The 16,894-nt window shown below is 68.6% G+C and carries 15 protein-coding genes; 2 read left to right on the top strand and 13 right to left on the bottom strand.

Annotated features, from left to right (window positions below; translation table 11 throughout):
* Positions 1–348: 348 nt before the first annotated feature.
* A complete protein-coding gene (locus QQK43_RS17070; protein ID WP_284308708.1) occupies positions 349–1,938 on the top strand; it encodes a Fic family protein in 1,590 nt (529 codons plus the stop codon).
* On the opposite strand, the gene QQK43_RS17065 is transcribed toward QQK43_RS17070, so the two are convergent.
* Positions 1,902–2,471, bottom strand: coding sequence for a methylated-DNA--[protein]-cysteine S-methyltransferase (locus tag QQK43_RS17065; RefSeq protein ID WP_284308707.1), 570 nt, complete (start codon positions 2,469–2,471; stop codon positions 1,902–1,904). The genes QQK43_RS17070 and QQK43_RS17065 overlap by 37 nt on opposite strands.
* 130 nt (positions 2,472–2,601) lie before the next feature.
* Between QQK43_RS17065 and QQK43_RS17060 the strand changes: the two genes are divergently transcribed.
* Positions 2,602–3,699 carry a DUF72 domain-containing protein gene (locus QQK43_RS17060; protein WP_284308706.1) on the top strand — a complete coding sequence of 366 codons (1,098 nt, stop codon included), beginning with the start codon at positions 2,602–2,604 and terminating at the stop codon, positions 3,697–3,699.
* Here the strand turns inward: QQK43_RS17060 and QQK43_RS17055 are convergent.
* From QQK43_RS17055 to QQK43_RS17000, 12 genes are all read right to left on the bottom strand, one after another.
* Positions 3,667–5,109, bottom strand: a complete 1,443-nt coding sequence (locus tag QQK43_RS17055; RefSeq protein WP_284308705.1) for an MFS transporter — start codon at positions 5,107–5,109, stop codon at positions 3,667–3,669. The genes QQK43_RS17060 and QQK43_RS17055 overlap by 33 nt on opposite strands.
* Positions 5,106–6,317 (bottom strand): multidrug effflux MFS transporter, encoded by a 1,212-nt coding sequence (locus QQK43_RS17050; protein ID WP_284308704.1) that lies wholly within the window; start codon positions 6,315–6,317, stop codon positions 5,106–5,108. The genes QQK43_RS17055 and QQK43_RS17050 overlap by 4 nt, the downstream gene beginning before the upstream one ends.
* A gap of 106 nt (positions 6,318–6,423) precedes the next feature.
* Complete coding sequence (locus tag QQK43_RS17045; protein WP_234263688.1) at positions 6,424–7,329, bottom strand: SDR family oxidoreductase; 906 nt, start codon at positions 7,327–7,329, stop codon at positions 6,424–6,426.
* Positions 7,330–7,362: 33 nt separating this feature from the next.
* A complete protein-coding gene (locus QQK43_RS17040) occupies positions 7,363–7,854 on the bottom strand; it encodes a GNAT family N-acetyltransferase (RefSeq protein WP_284308702.1) in 492 nt (163 codons plus the stop codon).
* The gene (locus QQK43_RS17035) at positions 7,851–8,798 is read right to left on the bottom strand and encodes a glutathione S-transferase family protein (protein WP_284308701.1); all 948 of its coding nucleotides are present in this window, start codon (positions 8,796–8,798) and stop codon (positions 7,851–7,853) included. Before QQK43_RS17035 ends, QQK43_RS17040 begins: the two co-directional genes overlap by 4 nt.
* Before the next feature lie 36 nt (positions 8,799–8,834).
* Complete coding sequence (locus QQK43_RS17030; protein ID WP_284308700.1) at positions 8,835–9,851, bottom strand: NADP-dependent oxidoreductase; 1,017 nt, start codon at positions 9,849–9,851, stop codon at positions 8,835–8,837.
* Positions 9,852–9,894: 43 nt separating this feature from the next.
* Positions 9,895–10,323, bottom strand: a complete 429-nt coding sequence (locus QQK43_RS17025; RefSeq protein WP_234263692.1) for a PaaI family thioesterase — start codon at positions 10,321–10,323, stop codon at positions 9,895–9,897.
* Between the two features lie 154 nt (positions 10,324–10,477).
* The gene (locus QQK43_RS17020) at positions 10,478–11,269 is read right to left on the bottom strand and encodes an SDR family oxidoreductase (protein ID WP_284308698.1); all 792 of its coding nucleotides are present in this window, start codon (positions 11,267–11,269) and stop codon (positions 10,478–10,480) included.
* 22 nt (positions 11,270–11,291) lie between these two features.
* Positions 11,292–13,115 (bottom strand): acyl-CoA dehydrogenase, encoded by a 1,824-nt coding sequence (locus tag QQK43_RS17015; RefSeq protein ID WP_284308696.1) that lies wholly within the window; start codon positions 13,113–13,115, stop codon positions 11,292–11,294.
* A 147-nt stretch (positions 13,116–13,262) separates the two neighbouring features.
* The gene (locus tag QQK43_RS17010; RefSeq protein WP_284308695.1) at positions 13,263–14,438 is read right to left on the bottom strand and encodes an acetyl-CoA C-acyltransferase; all 1,176 of its coding nucleotides are present in this window, start codon (positions 14,436–14,438) and stop codon (positions 13,263–13,265) included.
* A gap of 33 nt (positions 14,439–14,471) precedes the next feature.
* A complete protein-coding gene (locus QQK43_RS17005) occupies positions 14,472–16,580 on the bottom strand; it encodes a 3-hydroxyacyl-CoA dehydrogenase NAD-binding domain-containing protein (protein ID WP_284308694.1) in 2,109 nt (702 codons plus the stop codon).
* 212 nt (positions 16,581–16,792) lie between these two features.
* On the bottom strand, positions 16,793–16,894 hold a 102-nt coding region (locus tag QQK43_RS17000; RefSeq protein ID WP_284308720.1), incomplete at its 5' end, for an integrase core domain-containing protein.

The following is a 16,894-nucleotide window of genomic DNA, read 5'->3' as shown; positions in this document are numbered from 1 at the left end:
AAGCCATGGTGCTTTCGTGCACCCGTACAGCGAATCGGATGAAAGCTTCTTGGGGAACTCGAATGCCGAAGTCTCGCAGCCTGATGGTTTAGGACTGCTTTGCTGGAATGTCGAATGTTGATGGACCATAGCCTCCCTCTGGTCTGGAACGTTATTGGTTGTTGTTTGTTCGAACGGTCATTCTGCAACGTCTTGTCACAAGTTGGCAACCGGTTCAGCTTCCTTACCTGCTGGAGCCCCACTGCGAGCCCCGCGCAGTAGCTTAGTCAGTCGAGGCTTAATCTAATATTTTGATAGAAATCCTAGATTTTTCTATCAAAATAGAATGTTTTCTACCCCAATACCACCATGGCCGACACCCTCCTCGGTTTCCAACGCCTGGCCCAAGTCCACAGCATCCGCCACGTGCAGCCTCTGTACAGCCGCAGCCGCCTGGGGGCCGTGCGTCAGCGCGAGGTGGTCGACGGCCACGAGGTGCTGACCTGGCCGGCCCAGTACCAGCCGGCCGACAATTTCCTGGGGCATTTCGAGTTCGGGCTGAAGTACGAGCGGCTGCACTTCGAGTTCTTCTCGCGCCTGTTTTCCGTGCTGGACCCGGCCGAGGTGGCGGCCTGGGTGCGGGACGAACCCACAGGCCGCTACGCGCGCCGCACCGCTTTTTTGTATGAGTGGTTCACCGGGCGGCGGCTGGATGTGCCCGACACGGCGGCCAACATGGGCTATGTCGACGCGATCGACGGCGGGCAGTACCTTGCCGCGCCTCGGCCCGAGCGGGTGCGGCGCTGGCGCGTCAACGACAACCTGCCCGGCTCGCCGGCGTTCTGCCCGCTGGTCTACCTGGGGCCGGAGGCCGAGCGCGGCTGGTTGTACGACGTGGCGGCCGGTGTGCAGCGGCTGGACGACACCTATGGCCTGGAGCTGCTGCGCAGCGCGGCCTGGCTGACCTTCAAAGAGTCGCGCGCAAGCTTTGCCGTGGAGCACGAGGCCGACCAGGACGACAAGGTGCGCCGCTTTGCCGCGGCCATCGGCGAGTTCAGCGGCCGGCTGGACGACCCCATGTCGCCCGAGCACCTGCTGACCTTGCAGCATGCGGTGCTGGGGCCGCGCGCGCTGCGCGTGGGCATCCGGCAGTCACCGATATTCGTGGGGCAGAGCAGTTTTCGCGCGCAGTTGGTGCACTACATCGCGCCGGGCGAAGACATGGTGCCCGGCATGCTGGACGCGTTGCGGCTGACCGAGCGGCGCACGCGGGGCGCGAACAGCGTGGCGCGGGCGGCGGCGGTGTCGTTCGCGTTTGTCTATCTGCACCCGCTGGCCGACGGCAACGGGCGAGTGCACCGCTTTCTGGTGAACCATTTGCTGGCGGCGGACCAGGTGGTGCCGCCGAGCATCGTGGTGCCGGTGTCGGCCACGATTGCTGGTTCGGCCAAAGGCCGGGCGCAGTACGACCAGGTGCTGGAAGTGGTGTCCCGCCCGTTCATGCAGGCCTATGCCGACGGCTACCGCTTCGGGCAGCAACGGGTGTGCGCCGACAGGGTGGAGACGAACTTCGAGTTCCTGCAGGCCGACGACGCGCAGCACGTCTGGCGCTATCTGGACCTGACCGCGCACACGCGCTACCTGAGCGAGCTGCTGCGCCAGACGGTGGAGCACGAGATGGCGCAGGAGGCGCTGTTACTGCGACAGCACGACGCGGCGCGCACCGCCATCAAGCGCTGGGTGGAGATGCCGGACGCCGACGCGGACCGCATCATCCGTTCGCTTCACCAGAGCCAGTGGGTGGTCAGCGGCAAGCTGCGGCAGGAGCTGCCGGCGATTTTTGAAGAAGGCGGCGCGCACTATGGTGTGCACGAGCGGCTGGTCAGCGCGGTGCGCGCAGCGTTTGAAAGCGGTAACAGCGTTCAATCGAACAGCGACGCGTCCCCACCCGGCCGATAGCCCTCCGTCTCCAGCATCCGCCACTTGGTCACAGCGCCGCCCATGGCGGAAAACCCGCCCGCTTTGCCGCCCGCCGCCAGCACACGGTGGCAGGGCACCACGGGCGCGAAGGGGTTGGCGCCCAGTGCCTGGCCAATGGCGCGGGCCAGGCCTTTGTCGCCCAGCTCGGCCGCCAGTTCGCCGTAGGTCAGCACCTGGCCGGGCGGGATGGCGCGGGTGCGCTCGTAAACCCGCTGGTGGAAGGCGGACAGGCGCGACATGTCGAGCACCAGGTGGCGCAGGTCGGCCGTGGTGCCGGTCGCGCGGCCGGCCAGCAGGGCCTGCACGCCGCTGATGGCGGCTTGCACCGCCGGGGGTGGCACGGCTTCGGGCACCGGCCGGGGCAGGCTGCGCAGCAGCCGCGCCCGCGTGCCCTCGGGCATCAGCTCGGGCAACTGCACGGCGGTGATGCCCACCGGCCCCCAGGCGATGCCGCAGGGGCCCAGCGTGGTGTCAAACAGGGTGTGGCCGCTGCCGTGGTCCAGGGGGGTCATCCAGATGGCGCTCCGGTCTGCTGTGGGGGTGACGGTGGGTAGAGGTGGGTGAGCCCGCATCATCGTTCATGGGGGCGTCTGTGGGGCGTCGCCGGCCCGCTACCATCGCCCGAACCGCCCTCAACGCCCGATGCAAGACGACCTGTTCGGCGACGCCGCGCCGCCGCCCCCGCCCACGCCACCCGGCAAACCCGACGCCCCGGCCAGCGAAAGCCCCGTGCCGCGTCGGCGCCGGGCGGACGATGTGCGGCCCGCCGCGCACGGCCCCGAGCTGGCGGCGCTGGCGACCGCCCTGCCCGCACGGCTGCGGCTGGGCAGTTCGTCGTGGAGCTACCCGGGCTGGGCCGGCATCGTGTGGGACGACCACCCTTACACCGACGCCACGCTGTCCAAACACGGCCTCACCGCCTACGGCCAGCACCCGCTGCTGCGCAGCGTCTGCATCGACCGCAGTTTCTACCGCCCGCTGACCGAAGCGCAGTTCGAGCGCTACGCGGCCCAGGTGCCCGACGACTTCCGCTTCGTGGTCAAGGCGCCGGCACTGGTGACCGACGCGCAGGTGCGCGGCGAGGACGGCAAGGGCCGCCAGCCCAACCCGGCGTTTCTGGACCCGGCGCTGGCCGTCAGCGAATTCATCACCCCGGCGCTGGCCGGCCTGGGCGACAAGGTGGGCGCGCTGGTGTTCCAGCTCAGCCCGCTGCCGTTTGTGCAGTTGCAGCGCCTGCCGCTGCTGCTGGAGCGGTTGCGCACGATGCTGCGCGCGCTGCCCGATGTGCGCAGTGCCACGCCCGACGGCGTGGTGGCGGTGGAGGTGCGCGACCCGGAATGGCTCTCGCCCACCGTGGCGCCGCAACTGGCGGCCGTGCTCAAGGAGACCGGTGCCACCTACTGCCTGGGCCTGCACGCCAAGATGCCGCGCCTGGCCGAGCAGTTGCCGCTGCTGCGCGCGCTCTGGCCCGGGCCGATGGTCTGCCGCTGGAACCTGAACCCGCTGCACGGCGCCTACGGCTACGAAGACGCGCAGCGCGAATACGGCCCGTACGACCGCATCCACGACGTGGACGCCGACACGCGGGCCCTGCTGGTGCGCACGGCCTGCGGCATCACCGGCGCCGGGCAGAACGCCTACATCACCATCAGCAACAAGGCTGAGGGCTGCGCGCCGCTGTCGGCGCGGGCGCTGGCCGAGGGCGTGTCAGCCCACCTGGCGCAGCGGCCCGGCGCCTGAGCCCCCGGCGTCGGGCCCGCCACCGGCGCGCACACGCAGCGAGCTGCTGACCCCGGCCAGCAGCGCCAGCCCACCGGCCACCCAGAGCGCGACCGATTCGCTGAAGCCGTCGTGCTGTGGCCAGATCGAGAAGATCGCCGCCAGCAACACCGCCCCCAGGATCTGCCCGGTCTGGCGCGCCGTGCCCAGCATGCCACTGGCGGCGCCGCTGCGGTGCAGCGGGGCGGTGGTGACGATGGTGTGGTTGTTGGGCGCCTGAAACAGCGCAAAGCCGCCGCCGCACAGCGCCATGCGCCAGAACAGCTGGGCGCCGCTGGCGTCGGCCGGCAGCGCAGCCATGAGCATCAGGCCGGCGGCAAAGATCACCATGCCGGCGCCGCCCAGCCAGCCGGCCGGAAAGCGCCCGATCAGGCGCCCGGCCACCGGCGCCACCAGCACGGTGGCGATGGGCCAGCTGGTCAGCAGCAACCCGGCGTCCATGGGCGAACGGCCCTGCACTTCGAGCAGCAGGAAGGGCAGCGCCAGCGAGCCCAGCATCTGGGCGCTGAAGGCGCCGATGGACGACAGCATGGACAACGCGAACACCGGCAGGCGCAGCAGGTCCACGGCCAGCAGCGGCGCGGCCTGCCGGGCCTGGCGGCGCAGGTAGACCACGCCCACCAGCGCGCCGGCCGCCAGCAGCACCCAGCCGCGCAGCGGCGGCGCACCCGGTGCCGAGCCGCGCACACCGAGCTGTTCGACCGCCAGGAACAGCAGCGCGAACATCAGCACGTTGAGCACCACATCCAGCGGCGCGATGCGGCCCTGGTCGCCGGCCGGCGGCGGGTTGGCCGGCAGCGCCCGGCGCCCGAGCCAGACGGTGATGGCGCCCAGCGGCAGGTTGATCACGAACAGCCAGGGCCACGAAGCCACCGACAAAATGCCCGCCGCCACCGCCGGGCCGGCCATGGTCGACGCGGCCACCACCATGGAATTGAGCGCGATGCCACGGCCGAGCCGGTGGCGCGGGTACACCAGCCGCACCAGCGCGGTGTTCACGCTCAGCACCCCGGCGGCGCCCAGCCCCTGCACACCGCGCGCCAGCGCCAGCGTGACCACGCTGGTGGCCAGCGCCGCCGCGAGCGAGGCGAGCACGAACAGCACCATGCCGACGAGGTAGACGCGGCGGTAACCCAGCCGGTCGCCCAGCGAGGCCAGCGGCAGCAGCATCACCAGCACCGCGATCTGGTAGGCGTTGACGACCCAGATGGCCTGCGAGGCCGGGGCCTGCATCTCGCGCGCGATGGCAGGCAGCGCCATGTTGACGATGCTGGTGTCGATGACGGCCAGCACCAGGCCGAGCACCAGCACCAGCACGGCGCGCCAACGCTGCGCGGGGGGCAGGCCGTCGGCGCCTTCGGGTGCGGTCATCCGCGCACCCGCTGCACGGCGGGCGCCGGCCGCTGCCCGCCCAGGGTGCCCCAGGCCAGCGCCACGCCAGACAGCGCGCCCACCGCCATGCCGATCACCATGGGCAAGGGCTCGCCGTTGGCAAACAGGCCGACCACGCCCATGGCGACCGCGCCGCACAGCATCTGCAGCGTGCCCATGAGGGCCGACGCCGTGCCCGCCAGTGCGCCGTGCTCTTCCAGCGCCAGCACCGACACCGTGGGAATCACCAGCCCCATGAAGGCGCTGGCGATGAAGTACAGCGTCATCAGCACGGCCAGCCGGTCACCCCCGGCCAGGTAGTAGGCCAGCAGCAGCGCCATCACCACGCCCGAGGCGGTGGCCGCCACGCGCGCCAGCGCCGCCAGGCCAAAGCGCCGCCCCAGCCAGCCGGTGAACTGCGCCGCGCCGATGAAGGCCAGCGCGTTGAGCGAAAAGGCCAGGCTGTATTCGGTGGGCGACAGGCCGTAGTGGTTGATCAGCACGAAGGGCGAGCCGGCCAGGTAGACGAAGAAGCCCGACATGGCGAGCGCGCCGATCAGCACCAGCCCCATGTAGTGCCGGTCACGCAGCAGCAGCGCGTAGGCGCGCAGCACCTCGCCCGGGCTGCCGCCGACACGGTCGGCCGGCGTGCGCGTTTCGCTCAGCGCGCCGCGCACCAGCAGCAAACCGGCCACGGCGGCCACCGCCACGGCCCAGAACACGCCGCGCCAGCCGGTGAGCGCGATCACCGCGCTGCCGGCCAGCGGGGCCAGGATGGGCGAGACGCTGAACACCAGCATGAGCAGCGCCATCAGCCGCGCGGCGTCGGCACCGGTGTGCAGGTCGCGCACGATGGCGCGCGGAATCGCCATGCCGGCAGCGGCCCCCAGGCCTTGCAGGAAGCGCAGGACCACCAGGGTGTGCACGTCGGTGGCCAGCGCGCAGCCGATGCTGGCCAGCGTGAACAGACCGAGCCCGAAGTACAGCGGCGGCTTGCGCCCGAAACGGTCGGACACCGGGCCGTAGAGCAACTGGCCCAGGCCGATGGAAAGGAAGAAGGCGGTCAGCGTGAGCTGCACGGCGCCCACCTCGGCACCCAGGCTGCGGCCGATGTCGGGCAGCGCGGGCAGGTACATGTCGATGGCGAACGGGCCGATGGCGGAGAGCAGGCCCAATACGAGGGCCATTTTCAGATAACGGGAAAGCATCCCACGTATTGTCGCGGCTCGCGCGCACCGCGACACGGCCCTGCCGGGCAACCCCGCGCAACCGGGGTGCGTTCAGGCCGCGACCGGCAGAAACCGGGGCGCGGTGTTAGCCGGCGCGCAGCGCCTGGCGCAGGCCGACACCCACCTCCGGCCGCTCGGCAAATGGGTCGGGCGGGTTGGTGCCCGCCACGATGGCGTCAAAGCGCGACTGCGCGTTGCCCAGCGCCTTGGGATGGCTGTAGATGTAGAACTGGTCGTCGCGCAGCGCCTGGAACACGCGCTGCGCCACCTCCGCCGCCGTCACCTTGCCGGCCGAGGTCGCCTTTTCGGTCATGGCCTGGCCGATGAGTTGGCTGGGTGTGGGTTTTTCGCCGGCCAGATCGCCGGGCTTGTTGCGGTGGCTCTGGCTGATGCCGGTGGCCACAAAGTATGGGCACAGCACGCTGGCGCCGATCTGGTCGGTCACCAGGCGCAGGTCCTGGTACAGGGTTTCGCTCAGGCTCACCACCGCGTGCTTGCTGACGTTGTAGACGCCCATGTTGGGCGGGGTCAGCAGGCCGGCCATGCTGGCGGTGTTGACGATGTGGCCCTGGTACGCCGGATCGGCCGCCGCGGCTTCGAGCATCATCGGCGTGAACAGGCGCACGCCGTGGATCACGCCCCAGACGTTCACACCCAGCACCCATTCCCAGTCGCGCACGGAGTTTTCCCAGATCAGGCCGCCCGAGCCCACGCCCGCGTTGTTGAAGACGAAATGCGGGGCGCCAAAGCGCGCTTTCACCGCTTGCGCCAGGGCCTCCATCTGCGCGGCGTCGGCCACATCAACCTTGCGCGCCAGCACGGCCGCACCCGTGGCCTCCAGCTCGGCCTGGGCCTTGTCGAGCGCGTCCTGCTGGACGTCGACCAGCACGAGGTTCATGCCCAGCCCGGCACCGATGCGCGCGCATTCGAGGCCGAAGCCCGAGCCGGCGCCGGTGAGAACGGCGGTCTTGCCCTGGAAATCCGTGATCATGAAAAGTCTCCTTGTTGCCTGGGTGATGAGGGGTCAGCGGCGCAGCATCTCCAGATGCGGGATGCCGTCTTCGACATAGGGCTTGTCATCGGACACGAAGCCGTGCCGCTGGTAGAACGCTTCCAGATGCGCCTGCGCGCCGATGCGGATGGGCTGCGGCCCCCAGAGGGCTTCGAGCTGGCGCACCGCTTCGGCCATGAGCCGGTGCCCGAGGCCACCGCCGCGCGCCGCCGGGGCCGTCACCACCCGGCCGATGCTGGCTTCGGCAAACGCCCGCCCCGCAGGCACCAGCCGCACGGACGCTTGCAGTTGCACCCGGCCGCTGCCGTCCACCGACTCCCCCAGCAGGTGCAGGCAGTGGGCGTCGAGGTCGTCCATGTCGAGGAACACGCATTGCTGTTCCACCACGAAGACCTCGGAGCGCAGGCGCAGCAAGCGGTAAAGCGTGTCGGCGGCCAGCGCGGAAAACGGCAGGCAGCGCCAGACGATGCCGTCTGCCGGCGCCAGCACGGTGCGTCCGCTCAAGCGCGGCCTTCCGGGCGCACCGCGCGCAGCACGTAGCCGATGCGCGGGAAGTGCACGTGCACGCGCCCGGCGCGCTCGTCGGTGCGCTCCAGCGTGTAGTGGGTGCGGGTGGCCGCGCGCAGGATGCCTTCGGTCGGTTCCTGGCCGAAGCTCTGCGCCGACACCGTGACCAGGCTGCCCAGGGGAATGCCGTGGTCGTCCTGGAAGGCCTCGTCGGGCAGCGGCGCGGGTTCGGCCGCGGCGGCCACGGCGATGGCGTCGGCCGCGCTCATCTTGGCGGCCTGGCCGTGGCCCAGTGCGGCCATGCGGTCCATCCAGGCCAGCACGCCGGGCGTGGCGTCGAGGATGCCTGCCACCGCCGGGTTCACCACGCGGGTGAACCACAGCGGGTGGTAGACGGCGAAGTCGGCGATACAGGGCGCGTCGCCGAGTAGGAAAGGCTGGTCGTGCAGCATGTGCGCCAGGCGGCGCAGATAGCTGCGGTAGGCCGAGACGGCGTCGCCCGGACGCAGCCGGGTCATGCCCGCGCTCATGGCGCCGCGGTCGGCGGCAAAGGCCTGGCCCACGGCGGGCGGCTGGCTGCCGAACAGTGCGGCCGCGCCCTTCGGGCTCAGGTTGTGGCCCATGGCGGCCCAGAACAGGTCGCTGTCGGCCCATTCGGCCACCACGCGCGCCAGCCCTTTGAGCGCCGCCGGGTACAGCGCCGGCGCGGGCTGGCGGTGCTCCAGCACGGTGGCGATGAGCGCGGTGTCGCACCAGATATCGGCCCCGATCTGCAGCAGCGGCGTGCGCCGGTAGCCCCCGGTGAGCGCGACCACGTCGGGCTTGGGCATGACGCTGGGAATGAACACGCTGTGCCAGGCCAGGCCCTTGAAGCCCAGCATCAGCCGCGCCTTCTCGGCGAACGGCGACATGGGGTAGTGGTGCAGGATCAGCTCGGACATGGAACCTCCGTCAGGGGCACTACGCGGCTAGGCCGTTCAGACCAGCTTGACCAGTTGCTTGCCGAAATTCTTGCCCTTGAGCAGGCCCAGGAAAGCTTCGGGCGCGGACTCGATGCCTTGCGAGATGGTTTCGCGCGGACGCAGCTTGCCCTGCGCCACCAGACCGGCCAGTTCGGCCAGCGCCTCGGGCCAGACTTCCATGTGTTCGCTGACGATGAAGCCTTCCACCTTGAGGCGGTTGATCAGCATCAGCGCCGGGTTGGCCATCGGCAGGGGCTGGCCGTCGTAGCCGGCGATCATGCCGCACAGGGCGATGCGGCCGAAGGCGTTCATGCGCAGCATCACCGCGTCCATGACCATGCCGCCGACGTTTTCAAAGTAGCCGTCGATGCCCTTGGGCGCCACTTCCTTGAGCGCTTTGGCCAGCGAGTACATGTCCTTGTGCGGGCGGTAGTCGACGCAGGCGTCGAAGCCCAGCTCCTGCACCGCGTACTGGCACTTCTCGGCGCCACCGGCAATGCCCACCACGTGGCAGCCGCGCGCCTTGGCCAGCGCGCCGAAGGCGCTGCCCACGGCCCCTGTGGCCGCGCTCACCACCACGGTGTCACCGGCCTTGGGCGCAATGATCTTCACCAGCCCGTACCAGGCGGTCACGCCGGGCATGCCGACCGCGCCCAGGTAGTACGACAGCGGCACCTGGGCGGTGTCGACCTTGCGCAGCGCGCCGGGTTGCGAGGCGTCGACCACGCTGTATTCCTGCCAGCCACCCATGCCGACGACCTTGTCGCCGGGCTGGTACCTGGGGTGCTGCGATTCGACCACTTCGCCCACGGTGCCGCCGATCATCACCTCGCCCAGCGGCTGCGACGCGGCGTAGCTTTTGCTGTCGTTCATGCGGCCGCGCATGTAGGGGTCGAGACTCAGGTAGTGGTGGCGCACCAGCACCTCCTGAGGCTGCAGCGCGGGGGTGTCCACGCTGACGAGCTTGAAGTTGGCGGTGGTGGCTTCGCCCTGGGGGCGGTTGTCGAGCAGGATCTGGCGGTTGGTGGGCATGGTCTTGTCTCCGGTGTGTGAAAGCTGCCGACAGGCAGCAGGATCAATCGGTCTGGATGGTGTTCAGGGGCTGGGTGGCCTTGCCCCCCACAGGCAGGCGCGGCACGTACTTGAAGGTGCCGGTGGCATGGGCGCACAGCCGGCCCTGGGCGTCGAGCACCCGGCCTTCGGTGAAGGCCATGGTGGCCGTGCGGTGCAGCAGCGCCCCCTTGGCGATCAGCTCGCCCTGGGCCGCGCGGGTGAAGCTGGTCTTCATCTCGATCGTGACGCAGCCCATGGAAGCCTCCACAGACCGCGCCGCGTGCGCCATCACCACGTCGAGCAGGGTCATGCTGGCCCCGCCATGGACCACGCTGAAGGAATTGAGGTGGTCGTCAGAGGGCCGGAAGCGGATCTCTGCCTCGCCCTCCCCGAACTTCAGCAGCTCAAAACCCAGGAGTTCGACAAAAGGAATACGGACTTCAAATTTCATGGGTGGACGATACAACCGATGGCGCGCAATGTCTTCGTCGCAGGGTATCAAGGGTCCGGCTTTGCCGGCCCGAGATACCGTCCCCCTTCGAAGCGGCGCAGCCGCGCCACAGAGGGGGGAAGCCGCCTCCGGCGGCGCAGGGGGGAGCCCTCGATCACCCCCCGGTGATGATGCTCACCCCACCGTCCACCGCCAGCCACTGGCCGGTGATGTGCTTGCCGGCGTCGGCCGCGTACAGCAGGGTGATGCCCTTGAGGTCTTCGTCGTCGCCCAGGCGGCCCAGCGGGGCGTTGGCCGCCAGCTTGTCCTCGCCCATGGCCTTGAGCGTGCCGACCGTCATCTTGCTGGGGAAGAAGCCCGGGCAGATCGCGTTCACGCGAATGCCGTGGGCACCCCACTCGGCCGCCAGCGCGCGCGTGAAATTGATCACAGCACCCTTGGACGTGTTGTAGGCGATGGTCTTCATGCCCTTGGGGTTGCCACCCAGGCCCGCGATGGACGCGGTGTTGATGATGCTGCCCGTGCGGCGCGGGATCATGCTGCCCTTGGCGATGAGCTGGCTCAGGATGAAGTAGCTGCGCACGTTCAGGTCCATCACCTTGTCCCAGGCGTCGACAGGGTGGTCTTCGGCCGGCGCGCCCCAGGCGGCGCCTGCGTTGTTGACCAGGATGTCCACGTCGCCCACGCGCTGCAGGGTCTCGTCGGCCAGGTGCTTGATCTGGGTTTCGTCCTGGCAGTCGGCGGCGATCCAGCGGGCGTCGATGCCGGCGGCCTGCAACTCGGCGGTGGCGGCTTCGAGGTCGGCGGCCTTGCGCGAGCTGATCACCACGCGGGCGCCGGCTTCACCCAGCGCGTGGGCCATCTGCAGGCCCAGACCGCGCGAGCCGCCGGTCACGAGGGCGGTCTTGCCCTTGAGGTCGAAAAGTTGCTGGATGGTGCGGGTCATGTCAGGTGTCTCCTTGGATTCGTCAGAAAGCGTCGTCGGGCAACTCGGCGCAGGTCAGATCGCGTTCGCGCACGACCTGGAGCCAGGCCCCGATGCGCGGCAGCTCATAGTGAAAGAAATAGCGCGCGGCCGCCAGCCGGCCCTGACGCGCAGGCGACGCCGCCGCCGCGTGCGCGACCAGGGCCACGTCGAGCCAGACCCAGGCCAGCACCGTGTGGCCGAAGGCCTGCATGTAGGGCACGGCATTGGCCAGCGCCTCGGTCGGGTTGGCCGTGGCCCAGGCGGCTTTGGTGGCCGCACCCACGGCCTGCAAAGCCTGGCCCAGCGCGTTGGCGTGGGCCGCCAGATCGGGCACCTGGATGGCGCGCTCGATGGTGGCGTTGATGCGGGCCGCCAGCAGCTGCAGACCGCGGCCGTTTTCCATCAGCACCTTGCGACCCAGCAGGTCCATGGCCTGGATGCCGTGCGTGCCCTCGTGGATCATGTTCAGCCGGTTGTCGCGCCAGTACTGCTCGACCGCAAAGTCGCGCGTATAGCCGTAGCCGCCGTGGATCTGGATCGCCAGCGAATTGGCTTCCAGGCAGAACTCGCTGGGCCAGCTCTTGATGATGGGCGTGAGCACTTCCAGCAGCAGGCGCGCTTCGTCAGCCGCTTCGGGCGTGCCGGTGTGCTGCTCGTCGATCAGGCGCGCCCCGTACAGCGCCAGCGCCAGCGCGCCTTCGCTGTAGCTCTTCTGGGCCAGCAGCATGCGCTTGACGTCGGCGTGTTCGATGATGCGCACCTGCGGCTGGGCCGGGTCTTTGCCGGCCGCACCCATGGGCCGGCCCTGCGGCCGGTTCTTCGCGTAGTCGAGGCTGGCCTCATAGCCCGCGTACCCCAGCATCGTGGCCGCCATGCCGATGGCAATGCGGGCCTCGTTCATCATGTGGAACATGCAGCGCAGGCCCTCGCCGGGCTTGCCCACGAGGTAACCGATGGCGCCCGCGCCGCCGCGCACCGGGTACTTGCCTTCGCCGAAGTTCAGCAGCGTGTTGGTGGTGCCGCGCCAGCCCAGCTTGTGGTTCAGACCGGCCAGGGCCACGTCGTTGCGCTCGCCGGTGAGCCGACCGTCGGTGTCCACCAGGTGCTTGGGCACGATGAACAGCGAAATGCCCTTGACACCCGGCACCGGCTTGCCGTCGGCGCCCGGGATCTTGGCCAGCACCAGGTGCACGATGTTCTCGGCCAGTTCGTGGTCGCCCGAGGAGATCCACATCTTGTTGCCGGTGAGGCGGTAGCGCGGCCCGAGCGGATCGGTTTCATGGCCGTCGCCATCGGGCACGGCGCGCGTGACCACGTCGCTCAGGCTGGAGCCGGCCTGCGGCTCCGACAGGCACATGGTGCCGGTGAAGCGGCCGTTGAACTCGTTGAGCGCGAACACCTGCTTCTGCAACTCGGTACCGTGCGCCATCAGCAGGTTGGCATTGCCCGTGGTCAGCAGGTTGGAGCCGATGCTGATCGAGGCTTTGGCAAAGAAGGTGTTGGCCGCAGACTCGACCAGAAACGGCAGTTGCATGCCGCCGATGTCGTCATCCTGTGCGGCGCTCAGCATGCCCGATTCGGCATAGGCCAGGCGCGCGTCGTGGGTCGCCTGCGGCAGGATGACCTTTTCGCCGTCGAACTGCGGCTCCTGCGTGTCCACCAGGCGGTTGAAAGGCGCGAATTTTTCGCGCGCGATGCGCTCGCAGGTGTCGAGCACCGCGTCGAAGGTTTCGCGGTTGTGGTCGGCAAAACGCTCGCGCTGGTTCAGGCGTTCGGCGCCCAGCCAGTCGTAAAGCAGGAAGTCGAGGGTGGGGCGCAGGCTCATGACGGTCCATCCTAGTCGGGTAACAAACCCGTCATGCCCGCGAACGCGGGCATCCAGGCACAGCTGACGTTGAGCCACTGGACTCCCGCGTTCGCGGGAGTGACGGGAAGATAGGCAACAGCAACGCGAGCGGGATGCCCGATATGCTTACAACACCTCGAAAACCCCGGCCGCGCCCATGCCGCCGCCGATGCACATGGTCACGCACACGCGCTTGGCGCCGCGGCGCTTGCCTTCGATCAGGGCGTGGCCGGTCAGGCGCTGACCCGACACGCCATAGGGGTGCCCCACAGCGATGGCGCCACCGTTGACGTTCAGGCGATCGGCCGGAATGCCCAGCTTGTCGCGGCAGTACAGCACCTGCACGGCGAAGGCTTCGTTGAGTTCCCACAGGTCGATGTCGCTGATCTTCAGGCCCAGGCGCGACAGCACCTTGGGGATCGCGAAGACCGGGCCGATGCCCATTTCGTCGGGTTCGCACCCGGCGACGGCAAAACCCAGGAAGCGGCCCAGCGCCTGCAGGCCCTTCTTCTCGGCCAGGGTTTCGTCCATCAGCACGCAGGCGCCGGCGCCATCGCTGAACTGGCTGGCGTTGCCCGCCGTGACCAGGCCACCGGGCAGCGCCGAGCGCAGGCCGGCGATGCCCTCTTTGGTGGTGCCGGCGCGAATGCCTTCATCGTTCTCGACCGTGACCTGCTTGGTCATCAGGCCCATGACCTTGTCGGCCACGCCGGCGGTCACGGTGATGGGCGCGATCTCGGCCTTGAACAGACCGGCTTCCAGCGCGGCCGTGGCCCGTTGTTGGCTGGCGGCGCCGTACTCGTCCATGGCGTCGCGGGAGATGTTGTAGCGCTTGGCCACCTGCTCCGCGGTCTGCAGCATGTTCCAGTAGATCTCGGGCTTGATCTTCTCCAGCGCGAGGTCCTTGAGCATGTGCACGTTCATTTCCTGCTGCACGCAGGAGATGCTTTCCACGCCGCCGGCCACGTACACCGAGCCTTCGCCCGCGATGATGCGCTGCGCGGCCAGGGCGATGGTCTGCAGGCCCGAGGAGCAGAAGCGGTTGACGGTCATGCCCGAGACGGTGATGGGCAAGCCGGCCTTGAGCGCGATCTGGCGCGCGATGTTGGCGCCGGTCGCGCCTTCGGGGTTGGCGCAGCCCATGATCACGTCTTCGACTTCGGCGGCGTCGATGCCGGCGCGCTGCACGGCGTGCTGCACCGCGTGGCCACCGAGCGTGGCGCCGTGGGTCATGTTGAAGGCGCCCTTCCAGCTCTTGGTCAGGGGCGTGCGGGCGGTGGAAACGATGACGGCGTTGGTCATGATGGGTTCCTCAATTCGGTGTGCGTGCGGTCATCAGAACGTTTTGCCTTCGGCGGCGAGCCTGGCGAGCAGCGGCGCGGGCTCCCAGAACTTGGCGTCGTCCAGCGGGTTCTTGGCAAAGCGCTTCATGGCCTGGACCACGTTGAACAGGCCCACCTCGTTGGCGTAGTTCAGCGGGCCGCCACGGTGCACCGGGAAGCCGTAGCCGAAGATGTAGACCACGTCGATGTCGCTGGCCTTGTTGGCGATGCCCTCTTCCAGGATGTGTGCGGCTTCGTTCACCAGCGAGAACACCAGGCGCTGCACGATCTCTTCGTCGGAGATCTTGCGCGGCGTGATGCCCTGCGCCTTGCGGTGCTCGACAATCATCTGCTCGACCTCGGCGTTCGGGATGGCGTCGCGCTTGCCCGGCACGTAGTCGTACCAGCCCTTGCCCACCTTCTGGCCGAAGCGGCCGAGTTCGCACAGCAGGTCGGCGGTCTTGCTGTACTTCATGTCAGGCTTTTCCTGGTAGCGGCGCTTGCGGATCGCCCAGCCGATGTCGTTGCCAGCCAGGTCGCCCATGCGGAACGGGCCCATGGCGAAACCGAACTTCTCGATCGCCTTGTCCACCTGGGCCGGGGTGCAGCCTTCGTCGAGCAGGAAACCGCCCTGGCGGCCGTACTGTTCGATCATGCGGTTGCCGATGAAGCCGTCGCACACGCCCGACACCACGGCCACCTTCTTGATCTTCTTGGCCACCGTCATCACCGTGGCCATCACGTCCTTGGCGGTCGCGTCACCGCGCACCACTTCCAGCAGCTTCATCACGTTGGCCGGACTGAAGAAATGCAGGCCGACCACGTCCTGCGGACGCTTCGTGAAGTGGGCGATCTTGTTGACGTCGAGCGTCGAGGTGTTGGACGCCAGGATGGCACCGGGCTTCATCACGCGGTCGAGCTCCTTGAACACCGCTTCTTTGACGCCCAGTTCCTCGAACACCGCCTCGATCACGAGGTCGGCGTCCTTGAGGTCGTCGTAGCTCAGCGTGGTGCTCAGCAGCGCCATGCGCTGCTCGTATTTGTCCTGCTTGAGCTTGCCCTTCTTGACCTGCGCCTCGTAGTTCTTGCGCATCACGCCGGTGCCACGGTCCAGCGCTTCCTGCTTCATCTCCAGCATGATCACGGGGATGCCGGCGTTGAGGAAGTTCATGGCGATGCCGCCACCCATGGTGCCGGCGCCGATGACGGCAACCTTCTCGATCTTGCGCTGCGGCGTGTCTTCGGGCACGTCGGGAATCTTGCTCGCGGCGCGCTCGGCGGTGAACAGGTGGCGCAGCGCGCGGCACTCGGCGGTCCACATCAGGTTGATGAAGATCTCGCGCTCGAAAGCCATGCCTTCGGCAAACTTCTTCTTGGTCGCGGCTTCGACGGCGTCCACGCACTTGGCGGGCGCCGGGAAGTTCTTGCTCATGCCCTTGACCATGTTGCGCGCGAACTGGAAGTAGGCGTCGCCGTCCTTGTGCTTGCAGGGCAGGTTGCGCACCAGCGGGAAGGCGGAACCGTCGGCGTGCTTGGCCGCCATGTCACGGGCGAACGCCAGGGCTTCCTCGGCCAGGGTTTCGGCCGAAGCGGCCAGCTTGTCGAACAGCTTCTGGCCGGGCAACTGGGCCAGCATCTCGCTCTTGACCGGCTCACCGCTGACGATCATGTTCAGCGCGGCTTCCACGCCCAGCACGCGCGGCAGGCGCTGCGTGCCGCCGGCGCCAGGGATCAGGCCCAGCTTGACTTCCGGCAGGGCCACGTTGGTGCCCGGCGCGGCAATGCGGTAGTGCGCGCCCAGCGCCAGTTCCAGCCCACCACCCATGGCCACGCTGTGCACGGCCGCGACGACGGGTTTGGTGGTGTTTTCCACCCGGGTGATCACCGACAGGAGGTTGGGCTCCTGGATGGCCTTGGGGGTGCCGAATTCGCGGATGTCGGCGCCGCCCGAAAAGGCCTTGCCGGCGCCGGTGAGCACGACGGCTTTGACGGCCGGATCGTTCTCGGCCTTCTCCAGCCCATCGACGATGGCCTGGCGGGTGGACAGCCCCAGACCGTTGACCGGCGGGTTGTTCAGCGTGATGACGGCCACATCGCCGTGGACCTGGTACTCAGCGGTCATGGAATCTCCTCGGGTGAAGCGAAAACGGTTCAAAAAAGAACGGTCGTGCGATTTTAGAAAGATTGTGCGGCGCGGCAAGGGCCGATTGTCGCGAGGGAGTCAACCGGCGCTGGCAACACGCGAAGAAAGACGATCGGCGCCGGGCCACCCCAAGGCCGGATCAGCCCCCTCGGGAGGCAGCGACCCGCGCAGGGGTGGCGCATGGGGGCCATCTAGATGTTGAGTTGCAATAGGTTGTTCCCGGAGAGCCGGGATGCTGGAGGCTTGTAGCCCAGTGCCGAGTGAGGCCTGCGGGCGTTGTAGTAGGCCAGGAA

This window comes from Hydrogenophaga electricum, from assembly GCF_030160815.1.
GTDB classification, from domain to species: domain Bacteria; phylum Pseudomonadota; class Gammaproteobacteria; order Burkholderiales; family Burkholderiaceae_C; genus Hydrogenophaga; species Hydrogenophaga electricum.
This window is presented reverse-complemented; position numbering and strand designations above follow the sequence as displayed.